Source organism: Rhodococcus sp. NPDC003382 (assembly GCF_053589135.1).
The window spans coordinates 87929-106154 of sequence record NZ_JBSFRH010000020.1 but is presented as its reverse complement, the minus strand read 5'-3'; the positions used below and the strand labels follow the sequence as shown (position 1 = coordinate 106154).

Genomic DNA, 18226 nt, shown 5'->3' with positions numbered 1-18226 from the left:
TGCGGCAACAAGGGGGTTGCGCAACCCGCTCACGTGGGGCTATCCCCAAAGTTGACGGGTTGTCCTTTGTGGCGGCGGGAGCCGCCACAAAGGCACACGGGGACGGAGTCCACCATGTCCGAACGCACCACGGTCGGCAGCGCCGAATCCCTGCACGAGTCCGCAACCCGGATCACCGGACTGACCGACTTCGGCAGCGACGACTACCGCGAGGCCCTCGACGTCCTGCTCGAGTCGTACGCCCGCGACGAGAAACTGACGCCGCTCGGCAGCAAGATGTCGCGGGTGTTCCTGCGCGGCGCCCTCGTCGCGCGCCTGCTGTCCGAGGCCGCCTGGAAGCAGCATCCCGAGCACGCCGACGTCGAGATCACCCGCCCGATCTTCGTCACCGGGCTGCCCCGCACCGGCACCACCGCGCTGCACCGGCTGCTCACCGCCGACCCGGCCCATCAGGGGCTCGAGATGTGGCTGACGGAGATGCCCCAGCCGCGGCCGCCGCGGGACACGTGGGCGGACAATCCGGTGTTCGCCGGGATCGAGGCCGGGTTCGCGCAGCACCACATCGAGCATCCGGAGTTCATGGGTGTGCACTACATGTCCGCCGGTGAGGTCGAGGAATGCTGGCAGCTGCTGCGTCAGTCCTTCCGGTCCGTGTCGTACGAGTGCCTCGCGCACCTGCCCACCTACTCCCGGTGGCTCGCCACCCAGGACTGGACGAGCGCCTACGAACGGCACCGCCGCAACCTGCAGCTCATCGGCCTGCCCGACGCCGACAAGCGCTGGGTGCTGAAGAACCCGAGTCACCTGTTCGCGCTCGACGAGTTGCTCACCGTGTACCCGGACGCGCTCGTCGTCGTCACCCATCGCGACCCGCGCACCGTCATCCCGTCGGTGTGCAGCCTCACCGCGCAGGCCTCGGAGGGGTGGTCGGAGGTCTTCGTCGGCGACGCGATCGGCCGCAGCCAGCTCGACCTGTGGGCGCGCGGTTTCGAGAAGTTCACCGAGGTCCGGGCCCGGCACGACCGGGCCCGGTTCGTCGACGTCGACTACCGCGACTTCGTCGTGGACCCGATCGGCACGATCGGGTCGCTCTACGACCGCTTCGGGATCGGTCTCAGCGCCGACGCCGAAGCGGCGATGGTGGCCCTGCACACCGAAAGCCGCCAGGGCGACCGCAAACCCGCGCATCGCTACACCCTCGAGGAGTTCGGGCTCACCGTCGAAGACGTCGACGAACGCTTTCCCGACTACGCCTTCCGCTGACCATCCGCGGGCACGAAACATGCGGTGGCACCCCATGGTTGGTGATCGCCGTCGGAACAGCGGTCGTTTCGGGTCCCGGTGCCGGCCGTTCGAACCGTCACTGCCCCGAAATCACCGTCCGCGACACCCGCGGAATCGATTTCGGACGGTGTCCGCTATCCGCTGAGGCGTTCCGTCGTGGGATGATCGACGTATGCCTGCACCGCTACCGCTCGACCCCATCGCCGAAGCCCACCGCCAGTGGATCGACCACGGCTGGGGTGAGGTCGCGGACGGCATGGCCGTGGTGACGTCGCTGATGCGGGCCCAGCAGATTCTCATGGCGCGGGTCGAAGAGGTGCTCAAACCGTTCGGCCTCACCTTCGCGCGGTACGAACTGCTGACATTGCTGCACTTCACGCGCCAGGGCGCCCTGCCGATGGCCAAGGCCAGCGCGCGGCTGCAGGTGCACCCGACCAGCGTCACGAACGCGGTGGACCGGCTCGAATCGGCGGGGCTGGTGCGCCGGACCCCGCACCCGAGCGACCGCCGCGCGACGCTGGTCGAACTCACCGACGAGGGTCGCGCGCTGGCGATCGCCGCGACCGAGAAGCTCAACGCCGAAGTGTTCTCGCGACCCGGCATCCCCGACGATCAGCTCGAGCCGCTGCTGCGCATCCTGGCCGGGATGCGGCACGATGCCGGCGACTTCGACACCGGCGGCGCGCCCACCAAGTGGTGACGGTGCCACCCGCCGATACCGAAAACGACTGCAGGGCCGCCCCTTCCGGGTCGGCCCTGCAGTCGTATGAGGCTCAGCCGTGCTCGAACACCACGCTCAGGCGTGCTTGAACTCAGGTGTGCGCTTCTCGATGAACGCGGCCATGCCTTCCTTCTGGTCGGCGGTGGCGAACGTCGAATGGAACAGGCGCCGTTCGAACTTCACGCCCTCGGCGAGGGTCGTCTCGAACGCGCGGTTGACCGCTTCCTTCGCCATGATGGCCGCGGGCAGCGACATCGACGCGATGGTGGTGGCGGTCTCGAGCGCGACGTCGAGCAGCTCGGCGGCCGGCACGATACGCGAAACCAGGCCGGCGCGTTCAGCTTCCTCGGCGTCCATGTTGCGTCCGGTCAGGCACATGTCCATGGCCTTCGCCTTGCCGACGGCGCGGGTCAGACGCTGCGAACCGCCGATGCCCGGGATGACGCCCAGCTTGATCTCGGGCTGTCCGAACTTCGCGGTGTCCGACGCAATGATGAAGTCGCACAGCATCGCCAGCTCACAGCCGCCACCCAGCGCGTAGCCGGAGACCGCGGCGATGATCGGGGTACGGGCGGACGAGATCTTGTCCCAGTCGGAGAAGAAATCCTCGCCGTACGCCTCGGAGTAGGTCTTCGGCGCCATCTCCTTGATGTCGGCGCCGGCGGCGAACGCCTTCTCCGAGCCGGTGATGACGATCGCGCCGATCTCGCGGTCGGCGTCGAGTTCCTCGACGGCCGCGACCACTTCGCGCATCAGCTGGCTGTTGAGCGCGTTGAGCGCCTTGGGCCGGTTGAGCGTGATGAGTCCCACGCGACCCTTGCGGTCGAGCAGGATGGTCTCGAAATCGGTCACTGGTTGTCCTCTGCATTCGAACGGGCACGGATGTCGGTGATGATGGCGGAGAAGTCGAGTCCGCCACCGCCACCGGTGTTGAACCGATGGTAGAGCTCGGCCGCGCGCAGCCCGAGTTCGCCCTCCACTCCGTTGGCCCGCAGCGCGTTCGCGGCCAGCCCGAGGTCCTTGTCCATGAGCGCTGCCGCGAAGCCCGGCTGGTAGTCGTTGTTCGCCGGGGTCGTCGGGACCGGTCCGGGGACCGGGCAATTGCTGGTCAGCGCCCAGCACTGGCCGGATGCGTTGGACGCGACGTCGAACAGCGCCTGGTTGCTCAGGCCCAGCTTCTCGCCGAGCACGAACGCCTCGCTGATCGCGATCATCGACACGCCGAGGATCATGTTGTTGCAGATCTTCGCGGCCTGTCCGACGCCGGAGCCGCCGCAGTGCACGACCTTCTTGCCCATGACGTCGAGCAGCGGCTGCGCGGTGGCGAAGTCCTCCTCGGAACCGCCGACCATGAACGCCAGCGTGCCGGCGGCGGCACCCGCCACACCGCCGGAGACGGGGGCGTCGATGGCGCGGTGTCCGGCCTTGTGGGCGCGTTCGGCCGCTTCGCGGGCGTCGGCGACGTCGATGGTGGAGCTGTCGATGAACAGGGTGTTCGGCTTGGCGGCGGGCAGGATCTCGTCGTAGAGATCGAGCACGAGCTTGCCGTTGGGCAGCATGGTGATGACGACGTCGGCGTCGCGCACGGCCTCGACGGCGGAGGCCACGACGGTCACGCCGTCCTTGGTCGCCTGTTCCTGGGCTGCGGGTACCGGGTCGAACCCGGTGACCGAGTAGCCGGCCTTGACGAGATTCGCGGCCATCGGCCCGCCCATGTGGCCGAGACCGAGGAACGCGACGGTGGGGAGAGCACTCATGTCATTCTCCTTGGGAGGCGGCGAGGCCGAGTTCGAGCTCGCCGAGCGGCTGGAAGTAGGCATCGACGTCGGCGGCGGTCACGTCGGCGAGGGTTGCCGGCGACCACTGCGGGTTGCGGTCCTTGTCGACGACCTGGGCGCGGATGCCCTCGACGAGGTCGTGCGACTTCAGCGACGCGAGCGACACCCGGTATTCCTCGTCGAGCACCTGCTCGAGGCTGCCGGCCTGCCGGGCCCGCCGCAGCGAGCGCAGCGTGACCTTCAGCGCGACCGGCGACTTGCCGAGGATCTGCTCGGCGGTGGCCTGCGCTTCGGGAAGGTCGGAGGCCTGCAGGCGTTCGACGATCTCCTCGACGGTGTCCGCGGAGTAGGCGGCGTCGATCCACGACTGCTGTGCGAGCAGTTCGGATTCCGGTGCGGGCCGGGAGTATTCGGCGATCGCGTCGTCGAGCCCGGCGCTTCCGATCGCGGCGACGAACTTGTCGAGCGACTCGGACGGGACGAAGTGGTCGGCGAAGCCGAGGGCGATCGCGTCGCCCGCCTTCAGCCGGCCGGTGGTGAGCGCGATGTGGGTGCCGAGTTCGCCGGGGGCACGCGAGAGCAGGTAGGTGCCGCCGACGTCGGGGACGAAGCCGATGCCGACCTCGGGCATGGCGATGGTGGAGCGTTCGGTGACGATCCGCACGTTGCCGTGGGCGGAGATGCCGACGCCGCCGCCCATCACGATGCCGTCCATGATCGCCACGTAGGGCTTCGGGTAGCGGCCGATCGCGGCGTTGAGGATGTACTCGTCGCGCCAGAACTCCTGCGATCCGGTGCCGCCGTCCTTGGCGTCGTGGTAGATCGAGACGATGTCGCCGCCGGCGCACAGCCCCCGCTCCCCCGCCCCGGACACGACGACGGCCCGGATCGAGTCGTCGTCGGCCCATGCGGAGAGATTGTCGGCGATGGTACGGACCATGCCGTGGTTGAGAGCGTTGATCGCCTTGGGGCGATTGAGGGTCAGACGGCCGACGCCGTTCGACACCTCGACGAGAACTTCCGGTTCCTGCCCGGTCATGCCGCTCCTGTCTGCGCCGCGGCCACCACGCTGCGCGCGACGACCACCCGCATGATCTCGTTGGTTCCTTCCAGGATCTGGTGCACACGCAGATCCCGCACGATCTTCTCGATACCGTACTCGGCGAGATAGCCGTAGCCACCGTGCAGCTGCAGCGCCTCGTTCGCGGCCTCGAAACCGGCGTCGGTCGCGAAACGCTTTGCCATCGCGCACAGTTCGACGACGTCGTCGGCACCCCGGTCGAGCGCGTCCGCCGCCCGCCACAGCAGCGTCCGGGCAGCCTCGAGTTCGGTGCGCATGTCCGCGAGGCGGAACTGCAGCGCCGGGGAGTCGAGGAGCCGGTCGCCGAACGCCTTGCGTTCGGCGAGGTAGGCGACGGTCCGGTCGAGGGCGGTCTGGCCGCCGCCGACCGAGCACGCGGCGATGTTGAGACGGCCGCCGTTGAGGCCCTGCATCGCGATGCGGAAGCCGCCGCCCTCGGCGCCGAGCAGGTTCTCCGCCGGTACCCGCGCGCCTTCGAGGATGACCTGGCGGGTGGGCTGGGCGTTCCAGCCCATCTTCTTCTCGTTCGCGCCGAACGACAGACCCGGCGTGTCCTTCGGGACGATGAACGCCGAGATGCCGCGCGGGCCGGGTTCGCCGGTCCGCGCCATCACGACGTACACGTCGGACGTGCCGGCGCCGGAGATGAACTGCTTGACGCCGGTCAGCACGTAGTCGTCACCGTCGCGGACGGCCTTGGTGCTCAAGGCCGCCGCGTCCGAGCCTGCGCCCGGTTCGGTGAGGCAGTAGCTGCCGAACTGTTCCATCGAGCACAGCCCCGGCACCCAGCGACGCCGCTGATCGTCGTTGCCGAACTTGTCGATCATCCACGTGACCATGTTGTGGATGGACATGTACGCGGCGATCGACGGGCAGCCCTTGGCGAGTTCCTCGAAGATCCGCACCGAGTCGAGTCGACGCAGTCCGGAGCCGCCCACGTCCTCGCGGACGTAGATGCCGCCCATGCCGAGTGCCGCGGCCTTGCGCATCACGTCGACCGGGAAATGCTTGGCCTGGTCCCATTCCACTGCGTTCGGTGCCAGGTACTCGGTGGCGAAGTCGCGGGCGGTGTCGCGGATCGCCCGGTCGTCGTCGGTGAGGGTGAACATGCTGATCCTGTCTGGGGTCTGTCGTCCGGTCCGGTCCGAGGCGCTCAGTCCATCGTGGGGATGACGAAGTGGTCGGTGTCGCTCACGTGGGCACCCTCGAGGTCGCCCTCCTTGACGCCGGACGGCCAGCGCTGCGTGATCGTCTTGGTCTTGGTGTAGAAGCGAAAGGCGTCGGGGCCGTGCTGGTTGAGGTCGCCGAAGCCGGAGGCCTTCCAGCCGCCGAAGGTGTAGTAGGCGATCGGGACCGGGATCGGGACGTTGACGCCGACCATGCCGACCTGGACGCGGGTGGCGAAGTCGCGGGCGGTGTCACCGTCGCGGGTGAAGATGGCGACGCCGTTGCCGTACTCGTGCTCGGTCGGCAGACGCAGCGCGTCCTCGTAGTCGCGGGCGCGCACGACGGTGAGCACCGGGCCGAAGATCTCCTCGCGGTAGATCGACATGTCGGTGGTGACCTTGTCGAACAGGGTCGCGCCGGAGAAGAAGCCGTTCTCGTTGCCCTCGAGGACGAAGCCGCGGCCGTCGACGACGAGCTCGGCGCCTTCCTCGACACCCTTGGCGATGTAGTCGTGGACGCGGTCGCGGGCGGCGGCGGTCACGAGCGGACCGAAGTCGGCCTTCTCGTCGAAGCTGGTGCCGATGCGCAGCTCGGCGATGCGGTCCTGGAGCTTGGCGACGAGGCGGTCGGCGGTCTCCTCGCCGACCGGGACGGCGACGGACAGCGCCATGCAGCGCTCACCGGCCGAGCCGTAGGCGGCACCGACGAGTGCGTCCGCGACCTGGTCGAGGTCGGCGTCGGGCATGATGATCGCGTGGTTCTTCGCGCCGCCGAAGCACTGCGCGCGCTTGCCGTTCTTCGCGGCGGTCTCGTAGATGTACTGCGCGATCGGGGTCGAGCCGACGAAGCCGAGGGCCTTGACACGCGGATCGTTGAGCAGGACGTCGACGGATTCCTTGTCGCCGTTGACGACGTTGAAGACACCGGCGGGCAGGCCGGCCTCGATGAACAGCTCCGCGAGGCGCAGCGGCACCGAGGGGTCGCGCTCGGACGGCTTGAGGACGAACGCGTTGCCGCAGGCGAGGGCCGGGGCGGCCTTCCACAGCGGGATCATCGCGGGGAAGTTGAACGGGGTGATGCCGGCGACGACACCGAGGGGCTGGCGCATCGAGTAGACGTCGATGCCGGTGCCGGCGGACTCGGTGTATTCACCCTTGAGCAGGTGCGGGGCGCCGAGAGCGACCTCGACGACCTCGAGGCCGCGCTGGACGTCACCCTTGGCGTCGGGGATGGTCTTGCCGTGCTCGCTCGACAGCAGCCGCGCGAGTTCGTCCATGTTGTCCTGCGCGAGCTGCAGGAACCGCATCAGCACCCGGACGCGCTTCTGCGGGTTCCACGACGCCCATTCCTTCTGGGCCTCTTCGGCGTTGGCGATGGCGGCCTCGACCTCGCTCTGGGTGGCGAGCGGGACGCGTGCCTGCACCGCGCCGGTGTTGGGGTCGAAGACGTCCCCGAATCGCCCGGACGTCCCGGCGACGTGCTCGCCGCCGATGAAGTGGGTGAGTTCACGAATGCTCATTGTCGCGAGTCCTTTGCTGATCGACGGTTCGGACACAGGGCGCCGAAAGCGGGCCCCTCGAAGTCTGTGTCCATCCTATAGTTGGAAGTCCATGTATGTCTACCGTCACATCCCGGCGGTCCCCCCGCGACGCCGCGTCACCCCCAGGGAACGCCGCGTCACCGCAGGCGGCGGTACAGATCCTCCAGGTCGGACACCGCGCGGATGACGACGGCCTCGTCCGTGCCGCCCGCGCGCAGCGCACGCCGCAGCAGCATCGGGTCCAGATCCTCGAGCGCCGGGCGGAACCGCTCCATCGGCAGTTCCGGCAGTTCCGTGTCGTCGCCGTAGAAGTCGTCGGCGGGCGGCTCCGACGCATCGACCTCGCCGATCAGCCGCTCGAGACCCACGCCCCGGAGGGTGAGCACGGCCAGCGGGTGTTCGTCGACGTGCTCGGCCAGCAGATACGCCACCGCCGCAGCGTGCTTGCAGGGCCAGCCGTCGTCGGGGCACGTGCAGTCGAAGTCGAGTTCTCCGGCGCGCCGCGGCAGCAGCAGCGGCCCCAGCTCCTCCGGCAGCGCCCCGGCCGCGAGCCGCGCGAGCATCCCGGGCGCCGAACGCACCTGCTCGACCAGTTCGGCGATCGCCTCGTCGTCGAGGGTGCGGACCGTGACGGTCGCGGTGAACGGGCGCAGCTGGCTGCCCTGCACGTCGCCGACGACCGCGCCCGGTTCGAGCCGCATCGAGAGCACCTGACCCGAGCGCGCGTAGGTGCGGCCGCGGGTCAGCCGGCCCTTGTCGGCGACCTGCTCCATCGCACCGATCAGTTCCTTCGACCACCAGCTGCGCCCGATCGCACCGCGTTTGGTGCGGGCCTCGATGCCGCCGTCGACGCGGATCGGTGTGCCGTATCTGCGGAAATTGTTTCGCGCCATGGTCATTCACCCACCGCGTCGTCGCTCAGGGTCAACAGGGCGTGGAGCTGGTCGGTGGACAGCTCGGTGATCCAGCTCTCCCCCACACCGACCGCGAGGTCCGCGAGTTCCTGTTTGCCGGTGAGCATCTCGTCGATCCGTTCCTCGACGGTGCCGACGCAGACGAGCTTGCGCACCTGCACGTCGCGACGCTGGCCGATCCGGAACGCCCGGTCGGTGGCTTGGTTCTCCACCGCAGGATTCCACCATCGATCCAGGTGCACAACGTGATTGGCCGCGGTCAGATTGAGTCCGGTTCCACCGGCCTTGAGCGAGAGCAGCATGATCGGCGGCCCGTCCGGTTCCTGGAACCCGGTGACCATCGCGTCGCGGCGGGTCTTGGACACCCCGCCGTGCAGGAAGGGCACCTGCGTGGAGAACCGCTCGGCGAGATAGGGGGCGATGAGCTCCCCGAACTCGCGGAACTGGGTGAACAGCAGGACCTTCTCGCCGTCGGCGAGCACCGATTCGACGATGTCCTCGACCAAGCCGAGTTTGCCGGAGCGATGGCGGCCGCGGCGCAGCACCGGTGATCCGTCGGCGAGATAGTGCGCCGGATGGTTGCACACCTGCTTGAGCCGGGTCAGCGCCGCGAGGACCGCGCCCTTGCGGGCCATCCCCTCCTTCTCCTTGATCTTGCGCATCATGTCGTCGACGACCGCCCGGTACAGCGCGGCCTGCTCCGCGGTGAGGTTCGCGCGCACGGTCTGCTCGAACTTCTCCGGCAGGTCGGCGATCACGTCCGGGTCGGTCTTGACGCGCCGCAGCACGAACGGGGCGGTCAGCGCCCGCAGCCGGGCCGCGGCCGCCGCGTCGCGTTCGCGTTCGATGGGCACCGCGAACCGGGCCCGGAACGACGCGGGCGAACCCAGCAGCCGCGGATTCGCGAAGTCGAGGATCGACCGCAGTTCTTCGAGCCGGTTCTCCACGGGTGTGCCGGTCAACGCGATGCGATGCGAGGCCGCAACCGACCGCACCGCGCGCGACTGCGCGGTGTTCGCGTTCTTCACGTGCTGCGCCTCGTCGAGCACCACCCGATGCCAGGTCAGCGCCCGCACGTGCGCCAGGTCGCGGGCGACGATCGCGTAGGTGGTGATGACCAGGTCGCTGTCGTCGACCACCGCGGCCAGGTCGTCGTCACGCAACCGGCCCGACCCGTGGTGGACGTGGACGCGCAGGCCGGGGGCGAATTTCGCGGCCTCGCGCTGCCAGTTGCCGACCACCGACATCGGGCACACCAGCAGCGTCGGCCGGACCGGGCCGCGGGTGCGTTCGTGCACCAGCAACGCCAGCACCTGCACGGTCTTGCCCAGGCCCATGTCGTCGGCGAGCACCGCACCGAGCCCGAGCCCGCTCATGAACGCCAGCCAGTCCAGGCCGCGCTGCTGGTAGGGCCGCAGGGTCGCGTGCAGGCCGGGCGGGGCCGGGACCGGTTCCGGGTGCGCCTGCCCGTCGAGCAGGGTCGCGACCCACCCGGAGGCGCTGATGTCGGTGACCTCGGCGGGCGGCACGTCGTCGCCTGTGAACTGCGCGAACAACGAGCCGAGGGTGGTGTCCTGTCCGGAATTGCGGGTCACGTAGCGGGCGGCCTGGGCCAGTGCGGCGGCGTCCGCCTTGACCCACTTGCCGCGCAACTTGACCAGGTCGCTGTTGGCGGCGACGAGCTGTTCCATCTCGGCCGCGCTGAGCAGCATGTCGCCCACCGCGAGCTGCCATTCGTACGAGACGATCGCGTTCATGCCGACCGCGCTCTCCTCTGCCGCGACCGGGGCGGCGGCGGACTCGACACGCAGCCGCAGCGACGGTTCGACCGTCGCCCACGCGCGCGGGAGCAGCAGGGCCACCCCGGCGTCCTGCAGGGCACGCGCGCCGTGCTCGACGAGATCGACGACGACGGGCGTGGGCAGCAGCAGATCCAGGCTGTCGGGGTCGCGGGGCACGTCCTGCAGCCGCGGGTAGGCCTTCAACGCGGCGCCGAGCTTGCGGATGCCGATCTGCAGCAGTTCCGCGTCGGTGCCGCCGATCGGCACCGGCGCCGGGGCCTGACCCTCCGATCGCAGGCACACCTCGAGCCGCCACAGGGCGTCCGCGGGATCATCGGCCTCGTCGGGTTCGACGAGCCGCAGCACCAGGTCGGGTTCGTTGCCGGACAGGCTCGCGCGCCACTCGTCGAGCGCGTCGGCCATGCGCTGGGTGCCGGCGTGGTGCGGCGTGCCCTCGGTCAGCGCCGCGATCAGCGGATGCAGTGAGGTGCCGGACCCGAGCATCGCCCGGGTGATCGGGTCGGTGAGCTCGGTGCACAGGTTCTCGAGCAGCCGCGACGGGTTGCCCAGCTGCCGCTGCACCGGCGGCATCGCGGCGACCAGTTCGGCCTTCCACGCGCGGGTCCGTTCCCCGCCGAGCAGCTGCCAGCGCACCCACCACTGTTTTTCGGCGCGATGCATCTGCGGTGCGACGCGGCCTGCCTGGGCCCAGCGTTCGATGCCGCGGGCGACGTGCGCGAGGAAACGCAGGTCCCCGGACACGCCGTCGGGCCGGCGCGGCAGATCCAGCAGGAGCTGGGCAGCATCCGGAGGTGCCACGGCGACCGCGGGCAGGGTGCGCGGCTCCTCGTCCCCGGGCAAGGTCAGCTCGACGCGATGCCGGAACGGGCGGTCGATCCAGCGCCGCAGCGCCGACGGCAGCACGTCGTCGTCGGGCGGGGCCGAGGGGTCGCGCCACAACAACAGACCCGATCCCGGTGACCAGACCCCGTGCAACATGCCCACCATGGTGCCAGGCGAGTGCGCCTCCGGCGCCGGTGTGTCTTTGTGGCGGTCAGGGCCGCCACAAAGACACACCGGCGGCGGAGCCGCCCTAGGCTGAGCGCATGCCCCTCGCCTACGGTTTCGCCGAATACGGCGGCCCCGAAACCCAGCAGTTCCTCGACCCCGACGTCCCCGTACCGGGTCCCGGGCAGTTGCTGGTGGCGGTGCACGCGGCGGGCGTGAATCCGGCTGATTGGAAGGTCCGGGCGGGCACCCGCAAGGACACGGTGCCGGTCACGCTGCCAGCCGTGCTGGGCCGGGAGGTGTCCGGTGTCGTCACCGCTGTCGGCGACCGCGTCGACGGCTTCGCGGTCGGGGACGCGGTGTTCGGCGCGACCGCGACCGGGTTCGGTGGATACGCCGAGTACACGCTGCTCAACGCGCACAGCGCCGCCCACAAACCTGAGCAGGTGGGTTTCGCCGCCGCCGCGACCGTCCCGGTGGCCTGGGCACCGCGTTCGACATCGTCGACGCGCTCGCGATCTCGGAGGAGGACACCGTGCTCGTGATCGGCGCCGGCGGGGGCGTCGGATCCGCCGCGACCCAGCTCGCGCGGACACGCGGCGCGACCGTGCTCGGGGTCGCGTCGGCCGGCAAGCGGGACCTGCTGGAAGGCAACGGCGCCACCTGGATCGAATCCGGCGACGACGCGGCCGACCGTGTTTCCGCCGCCGCTTCCGACATCACCGCGATCGTCGACCTGGTCGGCGGCGCGACCCTCCGGACGTTCGCCGCAGCCGCTCCCGGAGCCCGCATCGTCAGCGTCGCCGATCCGGCCGGAGCAGCGGAACTGGGTGGTTCCGGAGTGGAGCGGCGGCGCACCACCGAGGTGTTCGCGGCCGTTGCGGCTCTCGTCGCGGACGGCACCGTGGACCCGCACATCGAGCGGACGTTCCCGCTGCGGGAGGCCGGTGCGGCGCTCGCCGTCGTCGAAGGCGGCCACGCCCGCGGCAAGGTCGTCATCGTGGTTCGCTGAGCGCACCCGCGGATCGGACGCGCAGCGGGAACGACACTGGGACACTGGTGACCAGGTCCCTCACCAGGAGTCCGCCATGACGATTCTGATCCAGGTCCTCGAGCAGACCTACAGCTCCAACACCCCCTGGGAACAGGTCAAGTACGCGTTCGTCGATTCCGGTCACGTCACCACCCTGCGGCTGGACGGCCAGTGCGGGGTGTGGCTCGACGGCACCAAGCACGGCGAATCCCATCGCCTCGCCGCGACCGCGAGTCCCGAGCAGGCGATCTTCTTCCTGCTCACCGTGTTCGACCGGATCGCCCAGTGCAAGCAGAGCGGAGGCTCGTGGATCATCGGGCACGACGGCCGGACGGTCTCGTCCATCCACGCCGCCCGGTTTCCGCTGACGGTCGACGGATGAGCAACTGATCGTTGTCGGTGCCCGCTGCGACGATCGTCCGGTGCGCGGGGGCAAGGGCATCTGGGTCGTGGTGGTGGCGGTCGCGATCGTCGCGTCGTCGGGGTGGGAACGAACCGGCCCGACGGGACCGGCCGCGCCCGGCAGCCCGTCCCGCGCAGATCTCGGGCGGTTGCTCGCCGGCGTCGAGGTGGTGTTCCGGCGCCCGCACGTGCCGGGATATCAGCGTGGCTGCGACGCCGGCGAGGCGTGTGTGTTCGGGCCGGCCTGGTCGGACGATCATCCCGGTCGCGGTGGGCGCGACGGCTGCGACACCCGTAACAACGTGCTCGCACGCGACCTGCGCGAAACGACGTTCCGTCCCGGCACGGGCAACTGCGTCGTGCTGTCCGGCACCCTCGACGACCCGTACACGGGAGAACGAATCCTGTTCCGGCGCAGCGACGCCCGCGAGGTGCAGATCGACCACGTCTATCCCCTGGCCGCGGCGTGGGACCTCGGTGCCGCGACGTGGCCACCGCAGCTGCGCCGGCAGTTCGCCAACGACATCGACTTCAATCTCGTCGCCGTGGACGGCGAGGCCAACGAGGACAAACGCGACCGCACTCCCGCCGACTGGCTGCCGCCCGCGTCGAGCACGCGCTGCTGGTTCGCGGGCAAGTATCTGACGGTCGCGGTGCGGTACGGACTGCCGGTGACCGCGGCCGACCACCGTGCCCTCACCGACGCGGCCGCGACCTGCCCCGATGCGAATCAGCTTTCGCCGATGACGCCGAACGCGCCGTGATCGCCGGTAGGACACACACGCCGCCGAGCGATCGAGTTCGAGCTGTCTACGGGGTCGACGTACGATGTCCGACCGGCTTCAGTGCCGCTCGACTGCCCCGATGTCCCGACGACCGTTCATCAGCTTTTCCAACAGCATGATCAGGAGCTGGCGTTCGATCGGCGTGAGCAGAGATGCCCACTCGTGTTCGCGCCGATTGTGATCTGCGAATGCCTTCGTGATGACCGCAGTGCCTTCGGAGGTCAGGCTGAGCGTCGCACCCCGCCCGTCTTCAGGATCGTCCTGCCGATCGATCAGGCCGGCTTTGCGCAAACTGGCCACCAGACTGGACACCGTCGGCCTGGGCATCGAGGACAAACTCGCCACCATGTGCGGACTCAGCGGTCCCGCCACCCACAGGACGAACAGCACTCGGAATGTCGAGTCCGTTTGATGAAGCGGTCGCAGTGTCTGGACCTCGAGGTCGTAGATCACGGTCCGGGTGGCCCGGTTCAGCGACATGACGAGGCGGCTGGCCTCCATGTCCACACCATCGACGTGGCTGGGGATCAGCCCCTGCGCACGGTCGACCAGGCTCCAATAGTCCGCCACATCGCTGTTGGGGACGTTCGATGAGTCGTTGGGCACGTGGACACACTAGTCGCATGTAGTTCGACATGACCAGAAACTGATTCGGGTTCGAACTTGATTCCGCCGCAGTTCCAGCCGGATGAGCTACCGGACGGCGTCCGCCGACCTGCCAATTTGGGACCGATTACCTGCTAAAAGAGTCCATCACTCCCCATGTCTCGGCAGAGCGAGGGATGCAGACACCCATTCGGTCGCCTTGACATCCGGATGCATATAATTCAGACTCGTATCACTTTATGTGACCTGCGACTCAGTGAAGTCGCGCCATGACGCCCACCACCGAGTCCCCGTCCGGGAAGCCGGTGCGCCCCAGCCGGCGCGCGAAGAGGAAGAAGCACGCAATGTATTACGAATGGCAGCAATTCGATCCGTCACCGGTCCCCGATACCGCCGAGAGCGATCGAGTTCACGACGTGGCCGTGATCGGTGGAGGACCGGTCGGTCTTGCCATGGCGATCGCACTGCAGCGACGGGGAATCGACGCGGTCGTTCTCGAGGCCCGTACCCAACTCTCGGACGGAAGCCGCGCGCTCACCCTCAATCGAGAGAGCCTGCATTTCCTCGACACCATCGGTGTGAGCGAGGACTTCATGAAGCTCGCACAGCCGCGCAGCCGCAGCATCGTGTTCCATGGCAGCACCGAACTGTGGCGTACCGAATACGAAACCGAACTGCACGAGCGCTTTCCCCAGCTGGCGCTCCTGCAGCAATGCTGGCTGGAGCACGTGCTGTTGGACAACCTCCGAGCCCGTGCGCCTCACGCGATCCGGTGGGGCCACACCGTTACGGGCATAGACGATCTCGGTGACGAGGTGCGCATCGACGTCGACGCGCACGGGAGCAACTACCAACTTCGAGCCCGCTACGTGATCGGTGCCGACGGGGCTCGGGGCGTCACCCGACGCCTCCTCGGCCTTCGATACGAGGACGTAGTCCCTCGCCGCAGCGCCGATGCCCGGTTCATCATCTGCGACTTCTCCATGGACCACGACCTGCAGCCGGGCCGCCGGCTCTTCATCGGACCTGATTACGCACCCGATTCCGTAGCGATCCTGCATTCGCAGCCGTTCGACGTCTGGCGCCTCGACTACCAGGTGCCCGAAGGCACGGATCCCGAAGCGGCCGCCACGCCCGAGACAGCCGAAACCCGTGTCCGCGAACACCTGTCGATGATGGGTATCGATGCGGAACCGACGATTCTGTGGGTCACCACCTACCGGGCCCTGGGACGCACTCTTCCCCGCTACCGGCAGGGCCGGGTGCTGTTCGCGGGGGACGCCGCGCATCAGTCCCCGATCTTCGGAGGACGCGGCCTGAACATGGGATTCGGTGACGTCAATGCCCTGGCCTGGCGCCTGCCTTTCGCACTGGCCGGCGACGACACCCCACTCGACGAGTATTCCGCCGAGCGGACCCATGTCGTCAGCCGCACCCTCGACGCCCTGACACCGGTGTCCCTGTTCATGACCAGCGCCGACGAAGCCTCCCGCACACTCCGTCGTGAGGTGATGTCTCTGCTTCCCGAGGCCCCTGCCCTGCGGGAACTCATCGACGGCCATGCCGCCGCACACATCTCGGACTTCCCCGTGGACGCTGCGGACAGCGGCGTCGTCGGTCGCCCGCTCAGCGAGCTTCGCGTGACCACGCAGTCGGGTGAGGAACGGTATCTCACCGAGCTTCTGCCTCCGCGGTACTTCCGCATCGAACGCCTCACCGACCCGAGCGACGCCCCCGGTACCGCCGCGCTGCTGCTCCACGACGAGGGATCGAAGTATCCCTCCACCGACACCCCCGAGCCGGCGGCGACGCATGTCGTATATGCGCCCGACGATGCGGTGCGCGAACGCCTGGGACTGACCGTGGCCGGCGATGCCCTGGCCGGCCGACCCGATCGGATCGTGTACGTCCAGGACCACGCCTCGGTCGCTCCCGCCGACGATCGCCCGCACTCGGCTCTGCAGCGCGTGTTCGTCGAACTGTCCGACTCGATGTCTGCCCTCGGTGTGGACGGCAGCCGTACCGCTGCTGCCCGGGACACCCTGCGTGCCGCTGCACTCGAAGGAGCAGCCTCGTGACGCTGTCCGAATCGGTCTCCGACTTCGACCGTCTCCGAATGGGATTCGACTTCCACCAGTTGACTCTCTTCGAGTCCCTCTCCACGCGAGCGCGCCGGGATCCGGATCGAATCTTCCTGACGGACCTCGATACCGGTGTCGAGTACACCTACACCCGATTGGTCGAGGAAGCCGAACTGTACGCACGCTGGCTCACCGCCCGCGGAGTGTCCCGGGGCGCACACGTCGCCGTGCAATTGCCCAACAGCGTCGAGCACATCCTCTTCTACATCGCGCTCAGCCGTCTCGGGGCTGTCGCAGTGCCGCTCAACACCCAGGCCGCCGGCGACCTTCTCGCCTACTACCTCACCAATTCCGATGCGTCGATGCTCGTCCACGACGCCTCGAACCACGAGTCGGCCCGCATCGCACAGGACGCCGGGATCGCGGCGATCGGACTGACAGGTCCGTGGAGCGAAACCGAGGCCGAGGGAATCACCCACGCCACGATCTGCCAGGAGGCCGACTCCACCGCGCCACTGCCACTCGATGCCGTCGACCCGACGAGCCTGGGCTACATCAACTACACGTCCGGGACGACAGGCCCGTCGAAGGGCGTGATGATGACGCACATCCGCGCGATGCTGTGGGGTTTCAGCCACGCCGTGTCGTTCGGCTACCGCGCCGACGATCGGGTGTACATCTGCTTGCCGCTGTTCCATGTCAACGCTTTTCAAGGCGCATTGCACTGCGCGATCGGTGCCGGTCTGCAGGTCTTTCTCCGACGCAGGTTCTCCGCCTCCAAGTTCTGGGACGACGTGCGCGATGCTTCCATCACCGCCACGAACCTGCTCGGTTCGATGGCCGCGATCCTGTGGAAGCGGGATGCGCAGCCGACGGACTCGGACAACTCCCTGCGCATGGTGATGACGGTGCCGATCCCCGCATACGCCACGGCCTTCGAACGTCGGTTCGGACTGCGTTTCACGTCCGGATACAGCCTCACCGACTACGGGCCGAGCCATGCGTACACCCTCGCCGATCCGCCGGAGAAACTCGGCTCGGCCGGTCGACTCCGCCCCGGGATGGAGGCCAGGATCGTGGACACCAACGATCTCGAGGTCTCCCCGGATACGAAGGGGGAACTGGTCATCCGGTCCGCCGTTCCGTGGAACGAGTCCCTCGGGTACTACGGGATGCCGGAAGCCACCTTGCTCAGTCGGCGGAACGGATGGTTCCACACCGGCGACCTGTGCCGCATCGACGCCGACGGTTACATGTGGTTCGAGGATCGGCTCAAGGATGTGATCCGCAGGCGCGGAGAGAACATCTCGGCATTCGAACTCGAAGGGATGGTCTCGAAGATCGACGGCGTGCGCGACGTCGCCGCGATCGCGGTTCCGTCCGAGCTCGAGGAAGACGAGATCGCGCTGTTCCTCGAACTCGAGGACAGCAGCCCGGAGGCCCTCTCGTCTCTGCAGAAGGAATGCGAGGAGGCACTGCCCCGCTACATGCGGCCGGAGTTCTACGTGCCCGTCGACACGTTGCCCCGCAACGCCAGCCACAAGATCGAGAAGTACAAACTGCGGGATCGATACGCGAGTGCCGCCGCGATGGAGCCCTACCGGAGGTCGCAATGAGCAGCACGATCTGGAGCCACGGCCGGCGCGTACCCGGAATCACCGCGGATACGGCGGACTACTGGACCGGCGGAGCGGCCGGGGAGTTGCGCATTCAGCACTGCACCGCGTGTAACCACTGGCAGCACCCGCCGAGTCCGGTCTGTCGACTGTGTCGCACCAGCACGCATCTGGCATTCGAAGCTGTCAGCGGACACGGCCGCGTCGCATCGTGGACCACCAACGAGCAGGCCTGGTTTCCCGGCCAGCCGGTACCTTTCCGGGTCGGGTACGTCGAACTGGCCGAACAGCCCGGCCTGTACGTCTTCGGAGGTCTGATCGGCGGCGCCGATATCGACGACCCCACCGACAAGCCCGTCGTCACCCGCTTCCAGCAGCAGGGTGAGGCGTGGCTGCCCGTTTTCGAGATCACGGACGAGGAGTGACGCC

General features: G+C 68.5%; 15 protein-coding genes and 1 pseudogene. 8 read left to right on the top strand and 8 right to left on the bottom strand.

Annotated elements, in window-relative coordinates; all coding sequences use genetic code 11:
- Positions 1–114 precede the first annotated feature (114 nt).
- Together ACWDUD_RS15625 and ACWDUD_RS15620 are read left to right on the top strand one after the other, a co-directional pair.
- A complete protein-coding gene (locus tag ACWDUD_RS15625) occupies positions 115–1263 on the top strand; it encodes a sulfotransferase family protein (protein WP_450109861.1) in 1149 nt (382 codons plus the stop codon).
- Between the two features lie 193 nt (positions 1264–1456).
- Complete coding sequence (locus ACWDUD_RS15620) at positions 1457–1984, top strand: MarR family winged helix-turn-helix transcriptional regulator (RefSeq protein WP_450109860.1); 528 nt, start codon at positions 1457–1459, stop codon at positions 1982–1984.
- A gap of 96 nt (positions 1985–2080) precedes the next feature.
- On the opposite strand, the gene ACWDUD_RS15615 is transcribed toward ACWDUD_RS15620, so the two are convergent.
- The 7 genes from ACWDUD_RS15615 to ACWDUD_RS15585 all read right to left on the bottom strand — a co-directional run bounded on the left by ACWDUD_RS15615 (position 2081) and on the right by ACWDUD_RS15585 (position 11265).
- Positions 2081–2857, bottom strand: a complete 777-nt coding sequence (locus ACWDUD_RS15615) for an enoyl-CoA hydratase (protein ID WP_450109859.1) — start codon at positions 2855–2857, stop codon at positions 2081–2083.
- Positions 2854–3762, bottom strand: coding sequence for a 3-hydroxyisobutyrate dehydrogenase (gene mmsB / locus ACWDUD_RS15610; RefSeq protein ID WP_248675213.1), 909 nt, complete (start codon positions 3760–3762; stop codon positions 2854–2856). The genes ACWDUD_RS15615 and mmsB overlap by 4 nt, the downstream gene beginning before the upstream one ends.
- A 1-nt stretch (position 3763) precedes the next feature.
- Entirely contained in the window at positions 3764–4822 is a 1059-nt protein-coding gene (locus ACWDUD_RS15605; RefSeq protein ID WP_197252433.1) for an enoyl-CoA hydratase/isomerase family protein, read from the bottom strand.
- Entirely contained in the window at positions 4819–5973 is a 1155-nt protein-coding gene (locus tag ACWDUD_RS15600; protein WP_248675211.1) for an acyl-CoA dehydrogenase family protein, read from the bottom strand. The genes ACWDUD_RS15605 and ACWDUD_RS15600 overlap by 4 nt, the downstream gene beginning before the upstream one ends.
- A 44-nt stretch (positions 5974–6017) precedes the next feature.
- Complete coding sequence (locus ACWDUD_RS15595) at positions 6018–7550, bottom strand: CoA-acylating methylmalonate-semialdehyde dehydrogenase (RefSeq protein WP_197252431.1); 1533 nt, start codon at positions 7548–7550, stop codon at positions 6018–6020.
- Between the two features lie 158 nt (positions 7551–7708).
- On the bottom strand, positions 7709–8464 hold the full coding sequence (locus tag ACWDUD_RS15590; RefSeq protein WP_248675241.1) for an SWIM zinc finger family protein: 756 nt from the start codon (positions 8462–8464) through the stop codon (positions 7709–7711).
- Between the two features lie 2 nt (positions 8465–8466).
- Positions 8467–11265, bottom strand: coding sequence for a DEAD/DEAH box helicase (locus ACWDUD_RS15585; RefSeq protein WP_450109858.1), 2799 nt, complete (start codon positions 11263–11265; stop codon positions 8467–8469).
- 107 nt (positions 11266–11372) lie between these two features.
- On the opposite strand from ACWDUD_RS15585, the pseudogene ACWDUD_RS15580 reads away from it, so the two are divergent.
- The 3 genes and pseudogenes from ACWDUD_RS15580 (at position 11373) to ACWDUD_RS15570 (ending at position 13473) form a co-directional block, all read left to right on the top strand.
- Positions 11373–12286: pseudogene (locus tag ACWDUD_RS15580) on the top strand (NADP-dependent oxidoreductase).
- A gap of 76 nt (positions 12287–12362) precedes the next feature.
- On the top strand, positions 12363–12689 hold the full coding sequence (locus tag ACWDUD_RS15575; protein WP_197252429.1) for a hypothetical protein: 327 nt from the start codon (positions 12363–12365) through the stop codon (positions 12687–12689).
- A 40-nt stretch (positions 12690–12729) separates the two neighbouring features.
- Entirely contained in the window at positions 12730–13473 is a 744-nt protein-coding gene (locus tag ACWDUD_RS15570) for an HNH endonuclease family protein (RefSeq protein ID WP_374068695.1), read from the top strand.
- A gap of 78 nt (positions 13474–13551) precedes the next feature.
- Here the strand turns inward: ACWDUD_RS15570 and ACWDUD_RS15565 are convergent, their stop codons facing one another.
- Positions 13552–14100, bottom strand: a complete 549-nt coding sequence (locus tag ACWDUD_RS15565; RefSeq protein WP_197252428.1) for a MarR family winged helix-turn-helix transcriptional regulator — start codon at positions 14098–14100, stop codon at positions 13552–13554.
- Positions 14101–14369: 269 nt separating this feature from the next.
- Between ACWDUD_RS15565 and ACWDUD_RS15560 the strand changes: the two genes are divergently transcribed.
- From ACWDUD_RS15560 to ACWDUD_RS15550, 3 genes are read left to right on the top strand one after another with little or no spacing between them, the layout of a single operon-like run.
- Positions 14370–16178 (top strand): FAD-dependent oxidoreductase, encoded by a 1809-nt coding sequence (locus ACWDUD_RS15560; RefSeq protein ID WP_197252427.1) that lies wholly within the window; start codon positions 14370–14372, stop codon positions 16176–16178.
- Positions 16175–17797, top strand: coding sequence for an AMP-binding protein (locus ACWDUD_RS15555; RefSeq protein WP_450109857.1), 1623 nt, complete (start codon positions 16175–16177; stop codon positions 17795–17797). The genes ACWDUD_RS15560 and ACWDUD_RS15555 overlap by 4 nt, the downstream gene beginning before the upstream one ends.
- A complete protein-coding gene (locus ACWDUD_RS15550; protein WP_450109856.1) occupies positions 17794–18222 on the top strand; it encodes a Zn-ribbon domain-containing OB-fold protein in 429 nt (142 codons plus the stop codon). The genes ACWDUD_RS15555 and ACWDUD_RS15550 overlap by 4 nt, the downstream gene beginning before the upstream one ends.
- Positions 18223–18226 lie beyond the last annotated feature (4 nt).